Source organism: Sphingomonas sp. SORGH_AS_0870, from assembly GCF_031453175.1.
Lineage (GTDB): Bacteria > Pseudomonadota > Alphaproteobacteria > Sphingomonadales > Sphingomonadaceae > Sphingomonas.
The window spans coordinates 1,280,496-1,296,707 of the sequence record NZ_JAVIYW010000002.1; the positions used below are offsets into that span (position 1 = coordinate 1,280,496).

At 68.4% G+C, this 16,212-nt stretch carries 18 protein-coding genes; 13 read left to right on the top strand and 5 right to left on the bottom strand.

Annotated features, from left to right (window positions below; all coding sequences use genetic code 11):
* Positions 1–193: 193 nt before the first annotated feature.
* Both QE363_RS06570 and QE363_RS06575 read left to right on the top strand, forming a co-directional pair.
* Positions 194–2,239 (top strand): SPOR domain-containing protein, encoded by a 2,046-nt coding sequence (locus QE363_RS06570; protein ID WP_309693379.1) that lies wholly within the window; start codon positions 194–196, stop codon positions 2,237–2,239.
* Positions 2,236–3,402 carry a deoxyguanosinetriphosphate triphosphohydrolase gene (locus QE363_RS06575; RefSeq protein ID WP_309693381.1) on the top strand — a complete coding sequence of 389 codons (1,167 nt, stop codon included), beginning with the start codon at positions 2,236–2,238 and terminating at the stop codon, positions 3,400–3,402. The genes QE363_RS06570 and QE363_RS06575 overlap by 4 nt, the downstream gene beginning before the upstream one ends.
* Positions 3,403–4,143: 741 nt before the next feature.
* Here QE363_RS06575 and QE363_RS06580 read toward each other — a convergent pair.
* The gene (locus QE363_RS06580) at positions 4,144–4,440 is read right to left on the bottom strand and encodes a hypothetical protein (protein WP_307103408.1); all 297 of its coding nucleotides are present in this window, start codon (positions 4,438–4,440) and stop codon (positions 4,144–4,146) included.
* Positions 4,441–4,664: 224 nt separating this feature from the next.
* On the opposite strand from QE363_RS06580, the gene argS reads away from it, so the two are divergent.
* The 8 genes from argS (at position 4,665) to tatC (ending at position 11,463) form a co-directional block, all read left to right on the top strand.
* Entirely contained in the window at positions 4,665–6,389 is a 1,725-nt protein-coding gene (argS, locus tag QE363_RS06585; RefSeq protein WP_309693383.1) for an arginine--tRNA ligase, read from the top strand.
* Positions 6,389–7,132, top strand: a complete 744-nt coding sequence (locus QE363_RS06590; protein WP_309693386.1) for an SPOR domain-containing protein — start codon at positions 6,389–6,391, stop codon at positions 7,130–7,132. The genes argS and QE363_RS06590 overlap by 1 nt, the downstream gene beginning before the upstream one ends.
* 52 nt (positions 7,133–7,184) lie before the next feature.
* On the top strand, positions 7,185–8,189 hold the full coding sequence (locus QE363_RS06595) for a glycoside hydrolase family 3 N-terminal domain-containing protein (RefSeq protein ID WP_309693389.1): 1,005 nt from the start codon (positions 7,185–7,187) through the stop codon (positions 8,187–8,189).
* Between the two features lie 301 nt (positions 8,190–8,490).
* Complete coding sequence (locus tag QE363_RS06600; protein ID WP_307103417.1) at positions 8,491–9,216, top strand: ScpA family protein; 726 nt, start codon at positions 8,491–8,493, stop codon at positions 9,214–9,216.
* Positions 9,213–9,818 (top strand): SMC-Scp complex subunit ScpB, encoded by a 606-nt coding sequence (scpB, locus tag QE363_RS06605; RefSeq protein ID WP_309693391.1) that lies wholly within the window; start codon positions 9,213–9,215, stop codon positions 9,816–9,818. The genes QE363_RS06600 and scpB overlap by 4 nt, the downstream gene beginning before the upstream one ends.
* A 141-nt stretch (positions 9,819–9,959) precedes the next feature.
* Complete coding sequence (locus QE363_RS06610; RefSeq protein WP_007405493.1) at positions 9,960–10,196, top strand: Sec-independent protein translocase subunit TatA; 237 nt, start codon at positions 9,960–9,962, stop codon at positions 10,194–10,196.
* A gap of 29 nt (positions 10,197–10,225) precedes the next feature.
* The gene (gene tatB / locus QE363_RS06615) at positions 10,226–10,684 is read left to right on the top strand and encodes a Sec-independent protein translocase protein TatB (RefSeq protein WP_309693403.1); all 459 of its coding nucleotides are present in this window, start codon (positions 10,226–10,228) and stop codon (positions 10,682–10,684) included.
* Positions 10,681–11,463, top strand: a complete 783-nt coding sequence (gene tatC, locus QE363_RS06620; RefSeq protein WP_307103423.1) for a twin-arginine translocase subunit TatC — start codon at positions 10,681–10,683, stop codon at positions 11,461–11,463. The genes tatB and tatC overlap by 4 nt, the downstream gene beginning before the upstream one ends.
* Positions 11,464–11,689: 226 nt before the next feature.
* On the opposite strand, the gene QE363_RS06625 is transcribed toward tatC, so the two are convergent.
* The 3 genes from QE363_RS06625 to QE363_RS06635 form a co-directional block, all read right to left on the bottom strand.
* Positions 11,690–11,824, bottom strand: coding sequence for an entericidin A/B family lipoprotein (locus QE363_RS06625; RefSeq protein ID WP_007405456.1), 135 nt, complete (start codon positions 11,822–11,824; stop codon positions 11,690–11,692).
* A 287-nt stretch (positions 11,825–12,111) separates the two neighbouring features.
* The gene (locus QE363_RS06630) at positions 12,112–13,704 is read right to left on the bottom strand and encodes a histidine kinase dimerization/phosphoacceptor domain -containing protein (protein WP_309693408.1); all 1,593 of its coding nucleotides are present in this window, start codon (positions 13,702–13,704) and stop codon (positions 12,112–12,114) included.
* 12 nt (positions 13,705–13,716) lie between these two features.
* Entirely contained in the window at positions 13,717–13,866 is a 150-nt protein-coding gene (locus QE363_RS06635) for a NepR family anti-sigma factor (protein WP_307103427.1), read from the bottom strand.
* Between the two features lie 270 nt (positions 13,867–14,136).
* Here QE363_RS06635 and QE363_RS06640 point away from each other — a divergent pair, with 270 nt between their 5' ends.
* The 3 genes from QE363_RS06640 to QE363_RS06650 all read left to right on the top strand — a co-directional run bounded on the left by QE363_RS06640 (position 14,137) and on the right by QE363_RS06650 (position 15,895).
* Positions 14,137–14,937 (top strand): response regulator, encoded by an 801-nt coding sequence (locus QE363_RS06640; protein ID WP_183951702.1) that lies wholly within the window; start codon positions 14,137–14,139, stop codon positions 14,935–14,937.
* Between the two features lie 63 nt (positions 14,938–15,000).
* Positions 15,001–15,138 carry a hypothetical protein gene (locus QE363_RS06645; protein WP_307103430.1) on the top strand — a complete coding sequence of 46 codons (138 nt, stop codon included), beginning with the start codon at positions 15,001–15,003 and terminating at the stop codon, positions 15,136–15,138.
* Between the two features lie 118 nt (positions 15,139–15,256).
* Positions 15,257–15,895, top strand: a complete 639-nt coding sequence (locus tag QE363_RS06650; protein ID WP_307103431.1) for a sigma-70 family RNA polymerase sigma factor — start codon at positions 15,257–15,259, stop codon at positions 15,893–15,895.
* Between the two features lie 110 nt (positions 15,896–16,005).
* Here the strand turns inward: QE363_RS06650 and QE363_RS06655 are convergent, their stop codons facing one another.
* A complete protein-coding gene (locus QE363_RS06655; protein WP_309693416.1) occupies positions 16,006–16,173 on the bottom strand; it encodes a hypothetical protein in 168 nt (55 codons plus the stop codon).
* Between the last annotated feature and the right edge of the window lie 39 nt (positions 16,174–16,212).

The following is a 16,212-nucleotide window of genomic DNA, read 5'->3' on the forward strand; positions in this document are numbered from 1 at the left end:
CGGCGCTGGGGTGTCTCGTGCCGAGTATTCGAGATGTCACGCCTCGACCCGACGCCGCAAAAGGCCCCAGCCTTGGCCGGGGCGGCGGTCGGTCGCCGCGCCTGTTGGTCGACGGCGTGGAGCGATCGGGCGCGTCGGGGGCGGGAAGGGCATTGCCGTGCACGGCAAAACGCGCTTTATGCGGATCGGTCCCATGACGTTCCCCTATCTTTCCCGCGCTTCGCTGGCGCTCGCCCTGATGCTCGCATCGGCCCCCGTTCCGCTTCTGGCACAGGCCATGGTCCAGCCGCTTCCCGGCACGACCGATGCCGACCGGCTGGGCGATGTGATGCGCCGCGTCGCGCAGAACCCGCGCGACATTGACGCGCTGATCGAGGCGGGCGAGCTGTCCATCCGCCTCGATGATCTGTCGGGCGCGGCGTCGCTGTTCGCCCGCGCCGAAAAGGTCGATGCGCGCGATCCCCGGATCAAGGCGGGGATGGGATCGATCCTGGTCCGATCCGAGCGACCGGGCGAGGCGCTGCGCTATTTCGCGCAGGCCGAGGCGGCGGGACTGGCCCCGGCGAAGTTCGCCGCCGATCGCGGTCTGGCCTATGATCTGGTCGGCGATCAGGTGCGGGCGCAGCGCGATTATCGGCTGGCCCTGGCAAGCGAGCCGAATGACGAGATCGTCCGCCGCTATGCGCTGTCGCTGGGCATTTCGGGCCAGCGCGAGCGGGCGTTGCAGGAACTCGATCCGCTGCTCCGCAAGACCGACCGCGCGGCGTGGCGCGCCCGCGCCTTCATCCTGGCGATGGCGGGCGACCTGCCCGAAGCGACGCGCATCGCGGGAACGATGATGCCCGCCCAGCTGGCGCAGGGGCTGCAACCCTTTTTCCAGCGCCTGCCGACGCTGCCCGCCACCGACCGCGCCTTCGCCGTCCATTTCGGCGAGACGCGCGCCACGCCCGAGCGGCTGGCGGACGCCCGGCTGGCCCCCAGCCTGCCGGTGCTGACCCCGGATGCGCCCGTCGCGTTGGCCTCCGCGACGGTGGCGACGCCCGCGCCAGTGCAGCAGGCGACGGCACGCGACGAGCGCCGTCGTGGCGGTCGCGGTTCGTCGCGCCGCGATCCCGGCGTTGCGACGGCGGCGCTTCCCGCTCCGGTCCGGACCGCGTCGACCGCGATGATCCAGCCCTTGCCCGACACGAACCGGGTCGTGGCCGCCGCCTCGCCGATGCGCCCGGTCCAGCCGCAGCCGGGCTTCACCTCCGCGCTGCCGACCGCGCCCGCCGCGCGCCCGGCGGAACCGGCCGCCGCGCCCACGGCCCCCGTCGCGCTGGCCGCCGCCGAGCCCGCACGGGCGATGATCCAGCCCTTGCCCGCGCCCGCCACGGCGCCGGTCGCCCCAGCACCGGTCACCACGCCGCCGGTCCAGATGGTCCAGGCGGTTCCGACCACGCCCGAGCCGACGCCCGCCGCCCCGCCGGTCCAGCTCGCCAAGGCCGAGGCCACCCCGATGGTCCAGCCGATCCCGGTCGAAACCAGCGAACCGACGCCTCCGTCGCGCCCGGCCCGCACGGCGTCGCGTCGCCCCTCGCTCGCCGCCTCGCACGCCTTGCGCGAGGATTCGGTGCTGGCACGGATCGTCGCCAATCTCTCCATCCCCGCCTCCGAGCTGGGGGTCGAAGGGCCGGAGCGTCCGGCGGTGGTCGCCGCCAACACGCCGGTATCGGGCGGGGCACAGCGCGTCCTGGCCGAAGCCCGCGCCAAGGCCGACCGCGATCACCAGGCGCGCGAAAAGGCGAGCGAGGCCGCCGAGCCCGCCGCGAAGGAAAGCAAGAGGCCGACCGCCGCCGAGCGCAAGGCTGCTGCGGCCAAGGCGGCCGCCGAGAAGAAGGCGCTCGCCGCCAAAAAGGCCGAGGCGGAGAAGAAGGCGGCCGAAGCCAAGGAAGCCGCCGAGGAAAAGAAGCGCGCCAGGGCCAATCCCGAGCGCATCTGGGTCCAGGTCGCGGGCGGCGCGAACGAGGACGATCTGCCCAAGGCCTGGGCGGCGACCAAGGCGAAGGCCCCCGAGCTGTTCGCCGCGCGCAAGGGCTACAAGACTCCGCTGCGCGCGACCCACCGGGTCCTGACCGGCCCGTTCAAGACCGAGGCGGAGGCGCGCGCCTTCGTCAACCAGCTGGCTAAGAAGGGGGTTTCGGCCTTCCCCGTGACCAGCGACGCAGGGCAGGCGGTGACGCGGCTCGACGCGAAGTGAGCCGCTTCGCCCCCTGGGCTTCTTATCCCGACCGGAGCCGGGGCCGCCGCCATGACGAGGCCAAGGGGCTGGAGCGCGGCCCGCGCGACGCGTTCCAGCGCGACCGCGACCGGATCATCCATTCGATCAGCTTCCGACGGCTGCGGCACAAGACGCAGGTGTTCATGGCGCCCGATGGCGACCATTTCCGCGTCCGCCTGACTCACAGCCTGGAAGTGGCGCAGATCGGCCGGACGATCGCGCGGACGCTGGGGCTGAACGAGGATCTGACCGAGGCGCTGTGCCTGGCGCATGACATCGGCCACCCGCCCTTCGGCCATGCGGGCGAGGATGCGCTGAAGGCGGCGCTGACCGATCATGGCGGGTTCGATCACAACGGCCACACGCTGCGCACCCTGACCGCGATCGAGCGGCCCTATCCCCGCTGGGATGGGCTGAACCTCAGCTGGGAGACGCTGGAGGGGCTGGCCAAGCATAACGGCCCGGTCCGCCACCCCGGCTGGGCGCTGCGCGAGGCGGATGCGGGCTTTCCGCTCGACCTGGACAGCCATGCCTCGTTGGAGGCGCAGGTCGCGGCGCTGGCGGACGATATCGCCTATGACAATCACGATATCGACGACGGCCTGCGCGCGGGGCTGTTGACGCTCGACCAGTTGCTGAGCGTGCCGCTGGTCGCGCGCGGGTGGGACGTGGCGCGGGCGCAGTTCCCCGATGTCGCACCCAAGAGGCTGGCGAGCGAGCTGATCCGCTCGCAGATCGGGGTGATGGTCAACGACCTCGTCGCCGAGACGCGGGTGCGCATCGCCGATAGCGGGGTGGGGGACGTCGCCGATGTCCGCGCGGCGGGCCGGGCGCTGGTCGGCTTCTCGGACGCGATGCGGGCCGAGGAGCGCGACCTGAAGCGTTTCATGTACGCCAATCTCTACCACCACCCGCGTCAGCTGGCGGCGGCGGATGCGGCGCACGGCATCGTCCAGGGCCTGTTCGCCGCCTATCGCGCCGACCCCGCGCAACTGCCTGAGGAATGGCGTGAGCGCTTGCCCGAGGACGAACCGGCGCGGAGTCGGCATATCGCCGACTTCATCGCGGGGATGACGGACCGTTATGCGGTGCGGTGCTATCGCGAGGTGATCGGCGCGATCGACCTGCCGGACGGCTTCTGACTGGAAGGCGGTGTCCGGGATTGGCGGCAATCAAGGCCCGACAAGCGCTATCGTGCCGTCATGCGGCAGCGCTCGACCAGTTGGTTGCGATCTCGAAGACCTGCACATGGTCCGGCCGCCGAAGCGAGCAGTCCAGAACCGCCGCCATTCCGGTCCGATCACGATCTCTATCGGCGGCGAATATGGATTCGCATCGCCTTCCCCTTGACGCTTCTCAGCTATGCGGGACTGTGCGATTTGGGACTGCCCCTGGTCTATGCTCCATTGGCCGTGGTCCCGGCGATCCTGGTCTACCTCATGATGAAGCTGCAGGCATGGCGTGATCGCCGAGCGGGGCGACGGTTCAGCCACTATGATGTACGCGACTTTCCCCGATAAGGGGCGCACCAGCCCGATGTGATCTAAGTAACTGAATTTAAATGGAACGTGCTGGGGTTCAGTCCTGTTCTTGATCGGTTGCACAGGAGATCGATCATGGCACAGAAGGGCGCAGGCGGTAATCCCGGAGCGGTTACGGCCAAAGGCGGAGACGGCGCGCGTGGCAGCTTGGGGACCGGGCGAGGCGGTGGCACGGGCACCGGCGCGAAGAAGACCGCTTCCGGAAAATCGGACAAGGAGGGCGGGCATTCGGGACAGAAGATCAGCGGTGCATGATCACGCCTGTCGGTCGCCCGGAATAGGAAACGGCCCGCTCTTCCCACCGGAAGAACGAGCCGTTTCTCTCAAGCCGTAAGGCGGAGATCAGCGAGCGCTGGTCTCGACGCCTGCGCCCAGTGCGCCACGGGCTTCGTCGGTCGTGAAGGCGACCTGGGTGGTGCCGGTCGTGCCGGTCACGCGGTGGCCCTTCACCACGAAGCGGAACGGCTCGCCGCCCGGATAGCGACGGCCCTGGATCACCGGATTGCCGTTTTCGGTCGACCGGGTGTAGACATAGGTCTGGCCTTCGTGAACGAAGCGCTGCTCGCCCTCGGCGGCGATCGCGCCGACGGTGGGGATGGCGGCGACGGCCGCGGCCAGGATCAGAATGGTCTTGCGCATGATCGAAACTCCCGCTTTTTGCGTTGAGCCGGATCAGGTCCTCTCGCGCTTTAACTTTCGTATACCGAGTTATTGCGGCGCAGCATGAACGGCAACTGCAAAGGGCTGGGGCATGGATGCACTGCGCGCAATCGCTCGCCGGGCCCGCCCGCCAAGCATGATTTGAAGCGCGCGCCCGATTTCGCTAGAGCGCAACGCTTTCCTACCCCCGATCGGACGATGCGATGACCCTCTACACCCGCTTTGCCGCGCATATCGATGCGGCGCTGGACACGCTGGTTGCCGCCGGCACGTTGCCCGGCGGGCTGGATCGCCGCAACGTCACGGTCGAGCCGCCGCGCGACGCGTCGCATGGCGACCTCGCCACCAACGCCGCGATGGTGCTGGCCAAGCCCGCCGGGACCAACCCGCGCACGCTGGCCGAGGCGCTGGCCGCCGAGCTGGGCAAGCTGGACGAGGTGGACAGCGTCGCGGTCGCCGGGCCGGGCTTCCTCAACATGCGGCTGACCGACGCCGCCTGGCGCGACGAGCTGGCCGCGATCCCGCAGGCGGGGGGCGATTATGGTCGCTCGGCGCGCGGGAACGGTGTGACGGTCAACATCGAATATGTCTCGGCCAATCCGACCGGCCCGATGCATATGGGCCATTGCCGGGGCGCGGTGGTGGGCGATGCGCTCGCCACGCTGCTGGAATTTGCCGGCCATAAGGTCATCCGCGAATATTATGTCAACGATGCGGGCGGCCAGGTCGACGTGCTCGCCCGCTCGGCGCATCTGCGCTACCGCGAGGCGCTGGGCGCGACGATCGAAATCCCCGAGGGGCTCTATCCGGGCGAATATCTGAAGCCCGTGGGCGAGGCGCTGGCCGCCGAGTTCGGCGACGCCTATGTCGACGCGCCCGAGGGCGAATGGCTGATCCTGTTCCGCACCCGCGCGGTGGCAGCGATGATGGCGATGATCCGCGAGGATCTGGCGCTGCTCGGCATCCATCACGACCTGTTCTCCTCCGAGGCCGAGCTGCAGGCGGCGGGCAAGCCCGAGGCGGCCGAGGCCGAGCTGCGCTCGCGCGGCCTGGTCTATGACGGCGTGCTGGAGGCCCCCAAGGGCGAGACGCCCGAGGATTGGGAGCCGGTCGAGCTGCCGCTGTTCCGCTCCAGCCAGTTCGGCGACGATCAGGATCGCCCGATCAAGAAGTCGAACGGCAGCTGGACCTATTTCGGCGCCGACCTGGCCTATCACTATCAGAAGGCGCAGTCCGCCGATCAGCTGATCGACATCTGGGGCGCCGACCATGCGGGCACCGTCAAGCGGATCGTCGCGGCGGTCGAGGCGCTGACCGGCGGCAAGACCAAGTTCGACGTCAAGCTGGTCCAGATGGTCCGCCTGCTGCGCGGTGGCGAGCCGGTGAAGATGTCGAAGCGCGCGGGCAATTTCGTCACGCTGGCCGATGTCGTACGCGAGGTCGGCAAGGACGTGGTCCGCTTCACCATGCTGACCCGCCGCGCCGATGCGCAGATGGACTTCGACTTCGCCAAGGTGGTCGAGGCGTCGAAGGACAATCCCGTCTTCTACGTCCAGTACGCCCATGCCCGCATCGCCTCGCTGAAGCGCCGCGCGGCCGAGGCGGGGATCGAGGGCGGCACCGCCGACCTGTCGCTGCTCGATACCGAGGATCTGGCGCTGGTGAAGCTGGCCGCGCAATTCCCGCGCATCGTCGAGACGGCGGCGGCGGCGCGCGAGCCGCATCGCATCGCCTTCTATCTCTATGACCTGGCGGCGGCCTTCCATGCCGCGTGGAATGTCGGCAACGACCGGGTCGATCGCCGCTTCCTGATCGCGGAGAATCCCGATGTCACGCGCGCGCGGCTTTTCCTGAGCGAAGGGATCGGGCAGATTATCCGCAACGGCCTGGCGCTGATGGGCGTCGAGGCCGTGTCGGAGATGAAGTGATGGCGAACGAGATGGACCTGCGCGGCTATGACCAACAGGAGGACGATCGTCTTCCCTGGCTGGAAACCGTCGAGGCGGACGAGCCCGAGGGCGTCGGCATCGGCAAGGTCGTGGCGCTGGTCATCCTGGGCCTCGCCATTCTCGCCTTTATCGGCTTCGCGCTGTACAAGTGGCAGGCGCACACCGCCGCCGCCGATGGCGACGGCGCGATCATTGCCGCGCCCGAGGGCGACTATAAGGTGCGTCCGGCCGATCCGGGCGGGCTGAAGGTCAAGGGCGAGGGCAATACCGCGATCGCGACCAGCGCGGGCAAGCCCGGCGGCACCGGCGCGATCGATCTGCGCGCCGTGCCCGAGGCGCCGATGAACGGCACCCGCGTCGTCCAGAAGCCTGCCGAGCCGAATGGCGGCCGCAACGCCGTGGCGCAGGTGCCCGAATCGGGCGGCAAGCTGGTCGCGCCCGCGCCCGTAGCGGCAGCGCGTCCCGCCCCCGCTGCCGCGACCGGCAGCGGGTCGATGGTCCAGCTGGGCGCCTATCCCAGCGAATCCTCGGCCAATGCCGCATGGGACCGCTTCTCCAAGCGCTTTTCCTATGTCGGCGCGCTGGGCAAGGTGGTCCAGCCGGTCGCCTCGAACGGCAAGACCCTCTACCGCCTGCGGGTGAATGCCGGGTCGGCCAACCAGGCCGCCGATATCTGCGGTCGCCTGCGCGTGGCGGGCGAGAGCTGCTTCGTCGCCAGCTGATCCATCACGCCCCTTTCCCGCCCATGCGGGGAAGGGGCCGGAGTGTGCGTTCATGATCCCCGTCATTTTCGGCCTGTCGGGCCCGGTGCTGACCCCCGACGAGCGGGCGTTCTTCGCCGCGGTCGAACCGGCGGGCTATATCCTGTTCAAGCGCAACATCGTCGACCGGGCACAGGTCCGCGCCCTAACCGACAGCTTGCGCGACTTGGCGGGGCGCGACGATCTGGCGATCCTGATCGACCAGGAAGGCGGCCGGGTCGCGCGCATGGGGCCGCCCGAATGGCCTGCTTTCCCCGCCGGGCCGGTCTTTGCCCGGTTGTACCAGACCGCGCCGATGTCGGCGATCCAGGCGATGCGCGCCAATGGCCAGGCGCTGGGCCTGATGCTGCGCGAGGTCGGGATCAGCGTCGACTGCGCGCCGCTGCTCGACGTGGTGCAGCCGGATACGACCGAGGCGATCGCCTGCCGCGCTTACGGTGCCGAGCCGATGCAGGTCGCCGCGCTCGGCCGCGCGATGCTGGAGGGGCTGGCGGCGGCGGGCGTCGTCGGCGTGGTCAAGCATATGCCCGGCCATGGCCGCGCGCTGGTCGACTCGCATCACCTCCTGCCCACCGTCACCGCGAGCGAGGCCGAGCTGGCGGTCGATCTCGAACCCTTCCGGACGCTGGCTGCCGCGCCGATGGGCATGACCAGCCATATCGTGTTCGAGGCCTGGGACGCCGAGCGCCCCGCGACGCTGTCGCCGATGGTGATCGAGCGGATCATCCGGGGGCGGATCGGGTTCGACGGGCTGCTGATGACCGACGATATCGACATGAAGGCGCTGAGCGGTACGGCGGGCGAGAAGGCGGCAGGCGCGCTGGCGGCGGGATGCGACCTCGTGCTCGATTGCTGGGCACGGATGGACGAGATGGTCGAGATTGCGGGCCGGGTGCCCGCCATCACCGACGCGGCTCGCGCTCGGCTCGACCGCGCGATGGCGAGTGTCGGTCCGGGGGAGGGCGACTTCGCCGAACTGATCGCCCGCCGCGACGCGCTGTTGGCGCTGGCGGAATAAGAGCCCCCCAATTCCTCCCCATCGAGGATGGGGAGGGGGACCGCGCCCGCAGGGCGTGGTGGAGGGGTGGCGGCGTCAGCCGCCGTCTGCGACGGCGCCCCTCCACCATCGCTACGCGATGGTCCCCCTCCCCAAGCAGGCTTGGGGAGGATCGGAGTGGTGATCGGCCGGTTTCCCAATTCCTTTTCAAGCGATGCACGGGGCCGCACTTCGCGAAAGGTGGGTGCTCGCCCCCCTTTCTCTCCGGAAAGATAAACCCCGCCCGTCTCGCCATGGCTTCGCATCGCCGCTAAGCTGGCGCATGATGACGGGGGAACAGCTGACGCTTGATCTGGACGGGTGGGAAGGGCCGCTCGACCTGTTGCTGTCGCTGGCGCGTTCGCAAAAGGTCGATCTGCGGCAGATTTCGATCCTGGCGCTGGTCGAGCAATATCTGCGTTTCATCGACCGGGCGGGGCGGATGCAGCTGGAACTGGCCGCCGATTATCTGGTGATGGCGGCATGGCTCGCCTATCTCAAATCCTCGCTGCTGCTGCCCCGCCAGCCCGAGGAGGAGCCGGACCCCGAGGATCTGGCGCTGCGGCTGCAACTCCGGCTGGAGCGGCTGGCGGCGATGCGCGAGGTGGGGGCGCGGCTGATGGCGCGCGACCGGCTGGGCCGCGACGTCTTCGCGCGCGGCGCGCCCGAGGGGCTGGCGGTGCAGCGCAAGGCGCAGTGGCAGGCCGGGCTCTATGACCTGATCGCCGCCTATGGCCGGATCAACGCGCGCACCCGCCCGGTCATGCATGTCGTCGCCGACCGGCAGGTGATGACGCTGGAGGCGGCGCTGGACCGCGTGTCGATGCTGGTCGGGAGCCGGATCGACTGGTCGGCGATCGAGACGTTCCTGCCCGACGGCAGCGAGCGGCTGCGGCGTTCGGCGCTGGCGTCCAGCTTCCTCGCGGTCCTCGAACTGGCGCGGCAGGGGAAGGTCGAGCTGCGCCAGGCCGCGCCCTTCGCGCCGCTTCTGGTACGCCAGCCGCGATGAGCGCCATCGACCCGACCGTCCGCGCGGTGGAGGCCGTGCTGTTCGCCTCGCCCGAGCCGATGAGCGTGGATTCGATCCGCGCCCATGTCGGCGTGACGAAGGGGGCGGCCGACATCCGCGCCGCGCTGGACACGCTGGAGGCGCATTATGCCGGGCGCGGGATCGCGCTGGTCCGGCGCGGCGACCGCTGGCATTTCCAGACCGCGCCCGATCTCGCCCATCTGCTGCGCCGCGACCGCGAGGAGATGCGCCGCCTGTCGCGCGCGGGCATCGAGACGCTGGCGATCATCGCCTATCACGAACCCGTCAGCCGCGCCGAGATCGAGGCGATCCGCGGCGTCGCCATTTCCAAGGGGACGCTGGACGTGCTGATGGAGGCGGGCTGGGTGCGGCCCGCGGGGCGGCGCGAGGTGCCCGGACGGCCGCTGATCTATGCGACGACGCCCGCCTTTCTCCAGCATTTCGGGCTGACCAGCCGGCGCGATCTGCCCGGCCTGGAGGATCTGCGCGCGGCCGGGCTGCTCGATCCCGTCGATCTGGCGCTGGAGCGGCTGGAGGATGAGGAGGAGGCCGCATCCGATGCGTCGCCGGAGGGCGATTGAGCTTTTCTTTGCGTCACGCCCACGTCACAATGAGGCGGCACGGCTCCTTGCTCCCCGTTCGGGGCTTTGCACGCATCGCTGAACCATTGCCGCTGGCGATGCCAAGGCCTAGATAGACCATGAATTCCCAGGAGACGTGCCATGGGCAGCTTTAGCCCGATTCACCTTCTCGTCCTCGCGATCGTCGCCATCCTTCTGCTCGGCGGCGGCCGCTTCTCCAACCTGATGGGCGATGTCGCCAAGGGTGTGAAGAACTTCAAGAAGGGCATGGCCGAAGAGGACGAAAAGCCCGCCAAGCCGTCCGCCCGGATCGAGGCGCAGAAGTCGGCCGAGCCCGCCTTCGACCGTGATGGCGAGCGCGTGCGCGACGATCGCTGATCGCGTCCGCCAGCTGATACCGGACGTCCATGTTCAATATCGACTCCAGCGAGTTCCTGCTCGTCGCCATCGTCGCGCTGGTCGTGATCGGTCCCAAGGATCTGCCCAAGGCGATGCGCGTCGTCGGCTATTGGGTCGGCAAGGCGCGCGGCGTCTCGCGCCAGTTCCGGCAGGGCTTCGACAATATGGTCCGCGAGGCCGAGCTGGAGGAAATGGAAAAGCGCTGGGCGGCGGAGAATGAGCGGATCATGCGCGAGCATGCCGCCGAGGTGCCGCCGGTCGTCGATCCCGCGCCCGATCACACGGCGCCGGATCACGCCGCGCCCGTCCCCCCCCTGGCCGACCCCGCCTTGCCCGACGCCCAGGCGCCCGCGCACGAGGATCAGAGCGATCGGCCGGTGATGGTCGAGAAGCCCGTCGTCGCCCCCGCGCCCGCCGATCCCGCCGCGCATCCGGCCCCGCGCCCTAATGAAGGGGCGGCGTCGTGACCGACCATGACGAGATCGACGCCAGCCGCGCGCCCCTGCTCGACCATCTGATCGAGCTTCGTCGTCGGCTGCTCTACTGTATCGTCGCGATCGCGCTGGGCTTCGGCGTGTCGATGTATTTCTCGGAGTCGATCTTCGGCTTCCTCGCCAAGCCGCTGCTGGCGGCCGGGCAGGGCAAGCTGGTCTATACCGAGATTTTCGAGGCGTTTTTCGTCCAGGTGAAGGTCGCCTTCTTCGCCGCGATGATGATCGCCTTTCCGGTGATCGCCAACCAGCTGTGGCAGTTCGTCGCGCCGGGCCTGTACCGCAAGGAAAAGCGCGCGCTGCTGCCTTTCCTGCTGGCGACGCCGGTGCTGTTCCTGATGGGCGCGGCGATGGCCTATTATATCGCCATCCCGATGGCGCTGCACTTCCTGCTGGGCTTTGACGGGGTCGTCGGCGGCGTGCGGCGTGAGGCCTTGCCCGCCATCGGCAATTACCTGTCCTTCATCATGCAGTTCCTGTTCGCCTTTGGCCTGGCGTTCCTGTTGCCGGTGCTGCTGATGCTGCTGGAGCGGGCGGGGATCGTGACGCGCAAGCAACTGATTGGGGCTCGGCGCTATGCGATCGTCGCGGCGACCGCGATCGCGGCGGTGCTGACCCCGCCCGACCTGATGTCGCAGGTGCTGCTCGCGGTGCCGCTCATCATCCTCTACGAACTGGCGATCATCGGCATCTGGTTCACCGAACGGAGCCGGGCCAGACAGGCGCCCGAAGAGGAAGCCGACGCGGCGGCGTGATGTCGGTGTGGATGGTTCTGGAAAGGCCTCGGTGAGAACCGGGGCCTTTTTCTTTGGTGCTCGCTTGGCCTTCGACTTCGCTCAGGCTGAACGGAGCGAGGGAAGGGCTCCAAGGCCCCAAACGCCGTTCAGCCTGAGCGAAGCCGAAGGCCACGGACTGAACCCCAACAAAAAAGGCCCCGGCGAAACCGCCAGGGCCTTTCCTGTCTTCAGCCGGGTGAAGGGCTTACTTGGCGTCGTCCGCCGTTTTGGCGACGGTGTTGCCCGCCGAGCTCACGTCGCGACCCACGCCCTCGACGGTGTTGCATGCGCTGACCAGCAACGCACCGGCGACGATTGCCAGACCCATGAGCTTACGCATTCTCAGTCTCCTTTGTGAAATCCTTGCGCGTCCAATGCGTCAACACGGCATTCGTTCCGGCCCTGTCACGGGTGGCGACACGGGCGGCGAAGCGGCGGAGTCTCGGACTGCGGAAAAGATTAAGGCCTGGAAGCGTCACCGGGGGGGGGGGAGGGTGGACGCTTCCAGGCCTATGGCTTGGATAGCGAGAGCGGGGGGGCATAAGTTCGCTATCCGAAGAGCAGAACCCTCTGCCGGGGCAAGGGTTCCCGGCTTTTTCGCAGTTGCGAATCTTTTTCGCCGATTTTTCAGTCGCACCCGACGATCGCGATGGAAATCTCATAGGCGCCGGTCAGCGGATCATGGTGCAACGGCGCACGAAGCTGCCGCGCCAGCCCCTCCATGACCCGGCCATAGCGCTTGCCGATCAGGTGGCGCAGCTCGTCGGTCTCGACCAGCGCGCGCGAAACGACGCGGACGACCGCGCGGCCTTCCTGCTCGGCGGGCTTGACCGCGACGCGGATCTGCGCGGCGGGGTCGCAATTCATCGCCAGCTCGATCGTCTCGGTGACGAGGAAGGCCACCGCGACCGCCACGTCCTGGTTGACCAGAAGCGGCGCGACGTCGAGCGAGATGCCGATCCCGGCGGCGTTCTCCGGCGCGGTGGCGCGGATGTTCGCCGCCAGCTCGCCGATCATCGTCCGCAGGTTCAGCCCGCGATTTTCCTCCAGCTCGGCGAAGTGATGGCGATGCACCACCGCCAGCGCATCGACGCGCCGCTGGATCGAGGAATAGGCGGCCATCGCCTCCGGCCCCGTCGCACCGCGCGCGTGGAAGTTGATCAGGCTGGAGATGACCTGAAGATTGTTCTTCACCCGGTGATGGACTTCGCGGGTCAGCTTGGTCTGGCGGACCAGCCCTTCTGCCAGTCCGGCCTCGTGGGTGGCGACCGTCTGGGTGATCGCCTCGAACGTATCGGCCAGGTCGCGGATCTCCTGCGCGGGCGCGGCCTCCACCTGCGAAATGTCGAGCGTCTCGCCCGGCTGATAGGCGGCGACGATCCCGCGCAGCTGGCGCAGGGGGCGGATGAGCAGGCGGTCGACGATGAACCAGCCCAGCACCACGGCGGCCAGCCACATCAGCAGCGGCAGCGCGAGCGCCACGATCAGCGAGGAGGTGATCGGCGCGCTGGGGGCCGAGGTCCGCAGCACCAGGCCGCCAATGCCCAGTTCGGTCCGGATCGACTTCATCCGCCCGAGCGCGCCCCGGCCGGGCAGGCTGGCCAGCGGCAGGGATTCGCCGTCCAGCTCGATCACCGATGCAACCGCGCTGGTGTGATTGCTCTGGTCGATCAGCGTGCGCAGGAAGGGCAGGGGGAAGAAGGCGCGCGCCTGGGTCCGGCCGTCCTGATGCACGACCGACAGGACCAGGCCCTGTCCGGCCAGGATATCGGCGCCGATCGGCGATCCGTCGGCCAGCACCGGCAATGCGGCGGGCAGCGGGTCGCCGCACAGCGTCTTGCCCGTCCGGTCGGTGATGAGGAAGCGCGCGCCGGTCATCGACTGTTGCGCGAACACGCCCTGGGCGCGGGCGCAGCTGGGCATGTCGAGCGGGTCCTGGCCCAGCGCGCGGACTGCAACGCGCAAAGCGGTCATGTCGCCGACCAGTTCGGTGGCGATGGCGCGCGCATCCTCGTTCGCGGCGATGCGCAGGCGGCCGCTCGCCTCGCTGTCGGCCAGCCGGGTCGTCTGCAACGTGGCGAAGACCGCGATGGCCGCCAGGATCAGCAGCGTGCTGCCCAGCACCAGAACGAGCTTCGCGCCCGTGGTCAGGCGCGGTGCCGGGACCGGGGGGCGTTCGACGGGGTCAGCCGGGGCGGGAATGATGGGGGCGTTGGCCATGCGGCCGGATCGTCAGTCCAGCTTGCTGAGAAGGTCAAGCATCTCGTCAGGAATCTTTTCGTCGACAGTCTTCTGATATGCCTGGCGCAGGGCCGAGCCGGCATCCTTCTCGCCACCGTTTTCGGGCGTCGAGGAAGGCGTCTTCTTGGTCTTGTTGCCCAAACTCAAAATATCCCCCTGCACGACCCACTAGCGGGGCAACCGACGCAATGGCGACCCAATCGCGCCGCCGGTCGGCGTTACGCCAGAGCCATAGTTGATGTGGCGATGAAACCAAATTCGATCTTGTTGGTTCCCGATGCGATACGAAAAAACCGGACGGACGTCCATGCGGCGCGTCGATCGGGGATTTCGGAGAAAACGGCATTGAAAACACGCGCGGTGGCCAGCACATCAGGCTTTCGCGAATACCTCAGGGAGTGATCATTACCCATGTCGCTTGGACAGCAGCTTGCGCCCCATCTTCCCTTCCTGCGGCGCTATGGCCGGGCCCTGACCGGCAGCCAGATGCACGGCGACAAATATGTCCGCGCCACGCTGGAGGCGATTGTCGCGGCCCCCGACCAGTTTCCGCGCGACGTCGATCCGCGCCTGGGCCTTTACCGCATGTTCCAGGGCATCTGGTCGTCGGCCAATTACGACGAACTGGACAATGACGGCGTCGATGCCGACGGCAATGAGGGCGTGGCGCGCGCCCGGCTGGCGCGGATGACCCCGCTGTCGCGCCAGGCGCTGCTGCTGACCGCGATGGAGGGCTTCACGCCCGAGGACGCCGCCTATCTGATCGATGTCGAGCCGAGCGAGGTCGAGAACCTCGTCTCCGAGGCGCTGGCCGAGATCGAGAAGCAGACCCGCGCCCGCGTCCTCATCATCGAGGACGAGCCGATCATCGCGATGGATATCGAGACGATCGTCCGCGACCTGGGGCATGAGGTGACCGGTGTCGCCGTGACCCGCGACGAGGCGGTGGCACTGGCGATGGAGGACCGGCCCGGCCTGGTGCTGGCCGACATCCAGCTGGCCGACGACAGCTCGGGCATCGACGCGGTCAAGGACATCCTGGCCGAGTTCGAGGTGCCGGTGATCTTCATCACCGCCTTCCCCGAGCGTCTGCTGACCGGCGAGCGGCCCGAGCCGACCTTCCTCATCACCAAGCCGTTCCAGCGGTCGACGGTGAAGGCGGCGATCAGCCAGGCGCTGTTCTTCGACCAGAGCACCGTTCCGGCCGAATAAGGCCGTCGGGACGAAAGATCATCGGTTACGGACCCAAAACGGTCGACAGGCGTTGAGGTGGACATGGCTGATCCCGAACATCCCATCCATGTCTCCAAGGAAGACGCACGGGCAGGATCGACCCCGCATGTGACGCGGTACATCCTGCCCATATCGCTGGTGCTGGTCATCGCGATCTTTGCCTGGCTGGTGCTCCGCTGATCGCGATACGGCCTTCGGGCGGGTCCATTATGGCTTTGGACCGGCTGGCAATTTTGGGCCCCCAACCCTATATTTCGAAACGGTCGCACATGCGGCCGCTTCCGACGATCGGATTTTCATGACGCAGCCACTGATGCAGGACGATATCGAGGTCGACGCCCCCGTCGAGCACGTCGCCCTGCCCGATTCCGAGTTCAAGACCGAGCTGGCGCGCGTGATTCCCCATCTTCGCGCATTCGGGCGCTCGCTGTCGGGCAGCCGCGACCTGGCCGACGATCTGGTGCAGGAAACGCTGCTCAAGGCCTGGGCGGCGCGCAAGCGGTTCCAGGCGGGCACCAATATGCGGGCCTGGACCTTCATCATCCTGCGCAATCTCTATCTCTCGCAGATGCGCCGCGCGCGCTTCAAGGGCGAGTGGGACGATCTGGTTGCCGACCGCATCCTTGCGGCCCCCGCCAGCCAGGACCGCCATGTCGAACTGGGCGATATGCAGCGTGCGCTGATGCACCTGCCGCAGCCGCAGCGCGAGGCGCTGATCCTCGTCGGCGCGGGTGGCTTCGCCTATGAGGAAGCGGCGGAAATCTGCAACGTCGCGGTCGGCACGATCAAGAGCCGGGTCGCCCGGGGGCGCGTCGCGCTGGAGGCGATCCTGAGCGAAGGCGCATTGCCCTCGCGTCGCCTGCACGAGACCGACAGCAGCAAGACCGCGCTCGACAGCATCATGGGCGATGTCGACCAGCTGAGCGGCGGCCGCTAAGCTAGCCCGACGAATTTTTCTCGGCCGCTCTGCCCGATGGGGTGGGGCGGCCGTTTTCATGACTTGGGGCCGGGCCGACATGGCATACCGGCCCGAGCATCGGGACCGGATCAGTGGCGCTGGGCGGGTTCGTCCAGTCGCGCGAGCAGGCGGACCCAATGGTCGGGCAGGCGCAGCGGATCGGAAAAGGCGGCGCGCAACGCGCAGCCGATATCGTCCACCCGCCGGGGGGCGGGGACGATATGGATAGGTCCGGTCCATGCTTCTGTGCTCGTCATGCCATCATAACGGATGAGGGCTTGACAGGTTGCAAAAAT

Excerpts from the sequence above, each read along its gene's own strand:
- tatB (WP_309693403.1), top strand. The coding sequence starts at position 10,226 with ATGTTCAATATCGACTCCAGCGAGTTCCTGCTCGTCGCCATCGTCGCG.
- QE363_RS06630 (WP_309693408.1), bottom strand. The coding sequence starts at position 13,704 with ATGGCCAACGCCCCCATCATTCCCGCCCCGGCTGACCCCGTCGAACGC.
- QE363_RS06650 (WP_307103431.1), top strand. The coding sequence starts at position 15,257 with ATGACGCAGCCACTGATGCAGGACGATATCGAGGTCGACGCCCCCGTC.
- QE363_RS06625 (WP_007405456.1), bottom strand. The coding sequence starts at position 11,824 with ATGCGTAAGCTCATGGGTCTGGCAATCGTCGCCGGTGCGTTGCTGGTC.
- QE363_RS06610 (WP_007405493.1), top strand. The coding sequence starts at position 9,960 with ATGGGCAGCTTTAGCCCGATTCACCTTCTCGTCCTCGCGATCGTCGCC.
- argS (WP_309693383.1), top strand. The coding sequence starts at position 4,665 with ATGACCCTCTACACCCGCTTTGCCGCGCATATCGATGCGGCGCTGGAC.
- QE363_RS06580 (WP_307103408.1), bottom strand. The coding sequence starts at position 4,440 with ATGCGCAAGACCATTCTGATCCTGGCCGCGGCCGTCGCCGCCATCCCC.
- QE363_RS06640 (WP_183951702.1), top strand. The coding sequence starts at position 14,137 with ATGTCGCTTGGACAGCAGCTTGCGCCCCATCTTCCCTTCCTGCGGCGC.
- scpB (WP_309693391.1), top strand. The coding sequence starts at position 9,213 with ATGAGCGCCATCGACCCGACCGTCCGCGCGGTGGAGGCCGTGCTGTTC.
- QE363_RS06590 (WP_309693386.1), top strand. The coding sequence starts at position 6,389 with ATGGCGAACGAGATGGACCTGCGCGGCTATGACCAACAGGAGGACGAT.
- QE363_RS06595 (WP_309693389.1), top strand. The coding sequence starts at position 7,185 with ATGATCCCCGTCATTTTCGGCCTGTCGGGCCCGGTGCTGACCCCCGAC.
- QE363_RS06655 (WP_309693416.1), bottom strand. The coding sequence starts at position 16,173 with ATGACGAGCACAGAAGCATGGACCGGACCTATCCATATCGTCCCCGCC.
- QE363_RS06645 (WP_307103430.1), top strand. The coding sequence starts at position 15,001 with ATGGCTGATCCCGAACATCCCATCCATGTCTCCAAGGAAGACGCACGG.
- QE363_RS06570 (WP_309693379.1), top strand. The coding sequence starts at position 194 with ATGACGTTCCCCTATCTTTCCCGCGCTTCGCTGGCGCTCGCCCTGATG.
- QE363_RS06600 (WP_307103417.1), top strand. The coding sequence starts at position 8,491 with ATGATGACGGGGGAACAGCTGACGCTTGATCTGGACGGGTGGGAAGGG.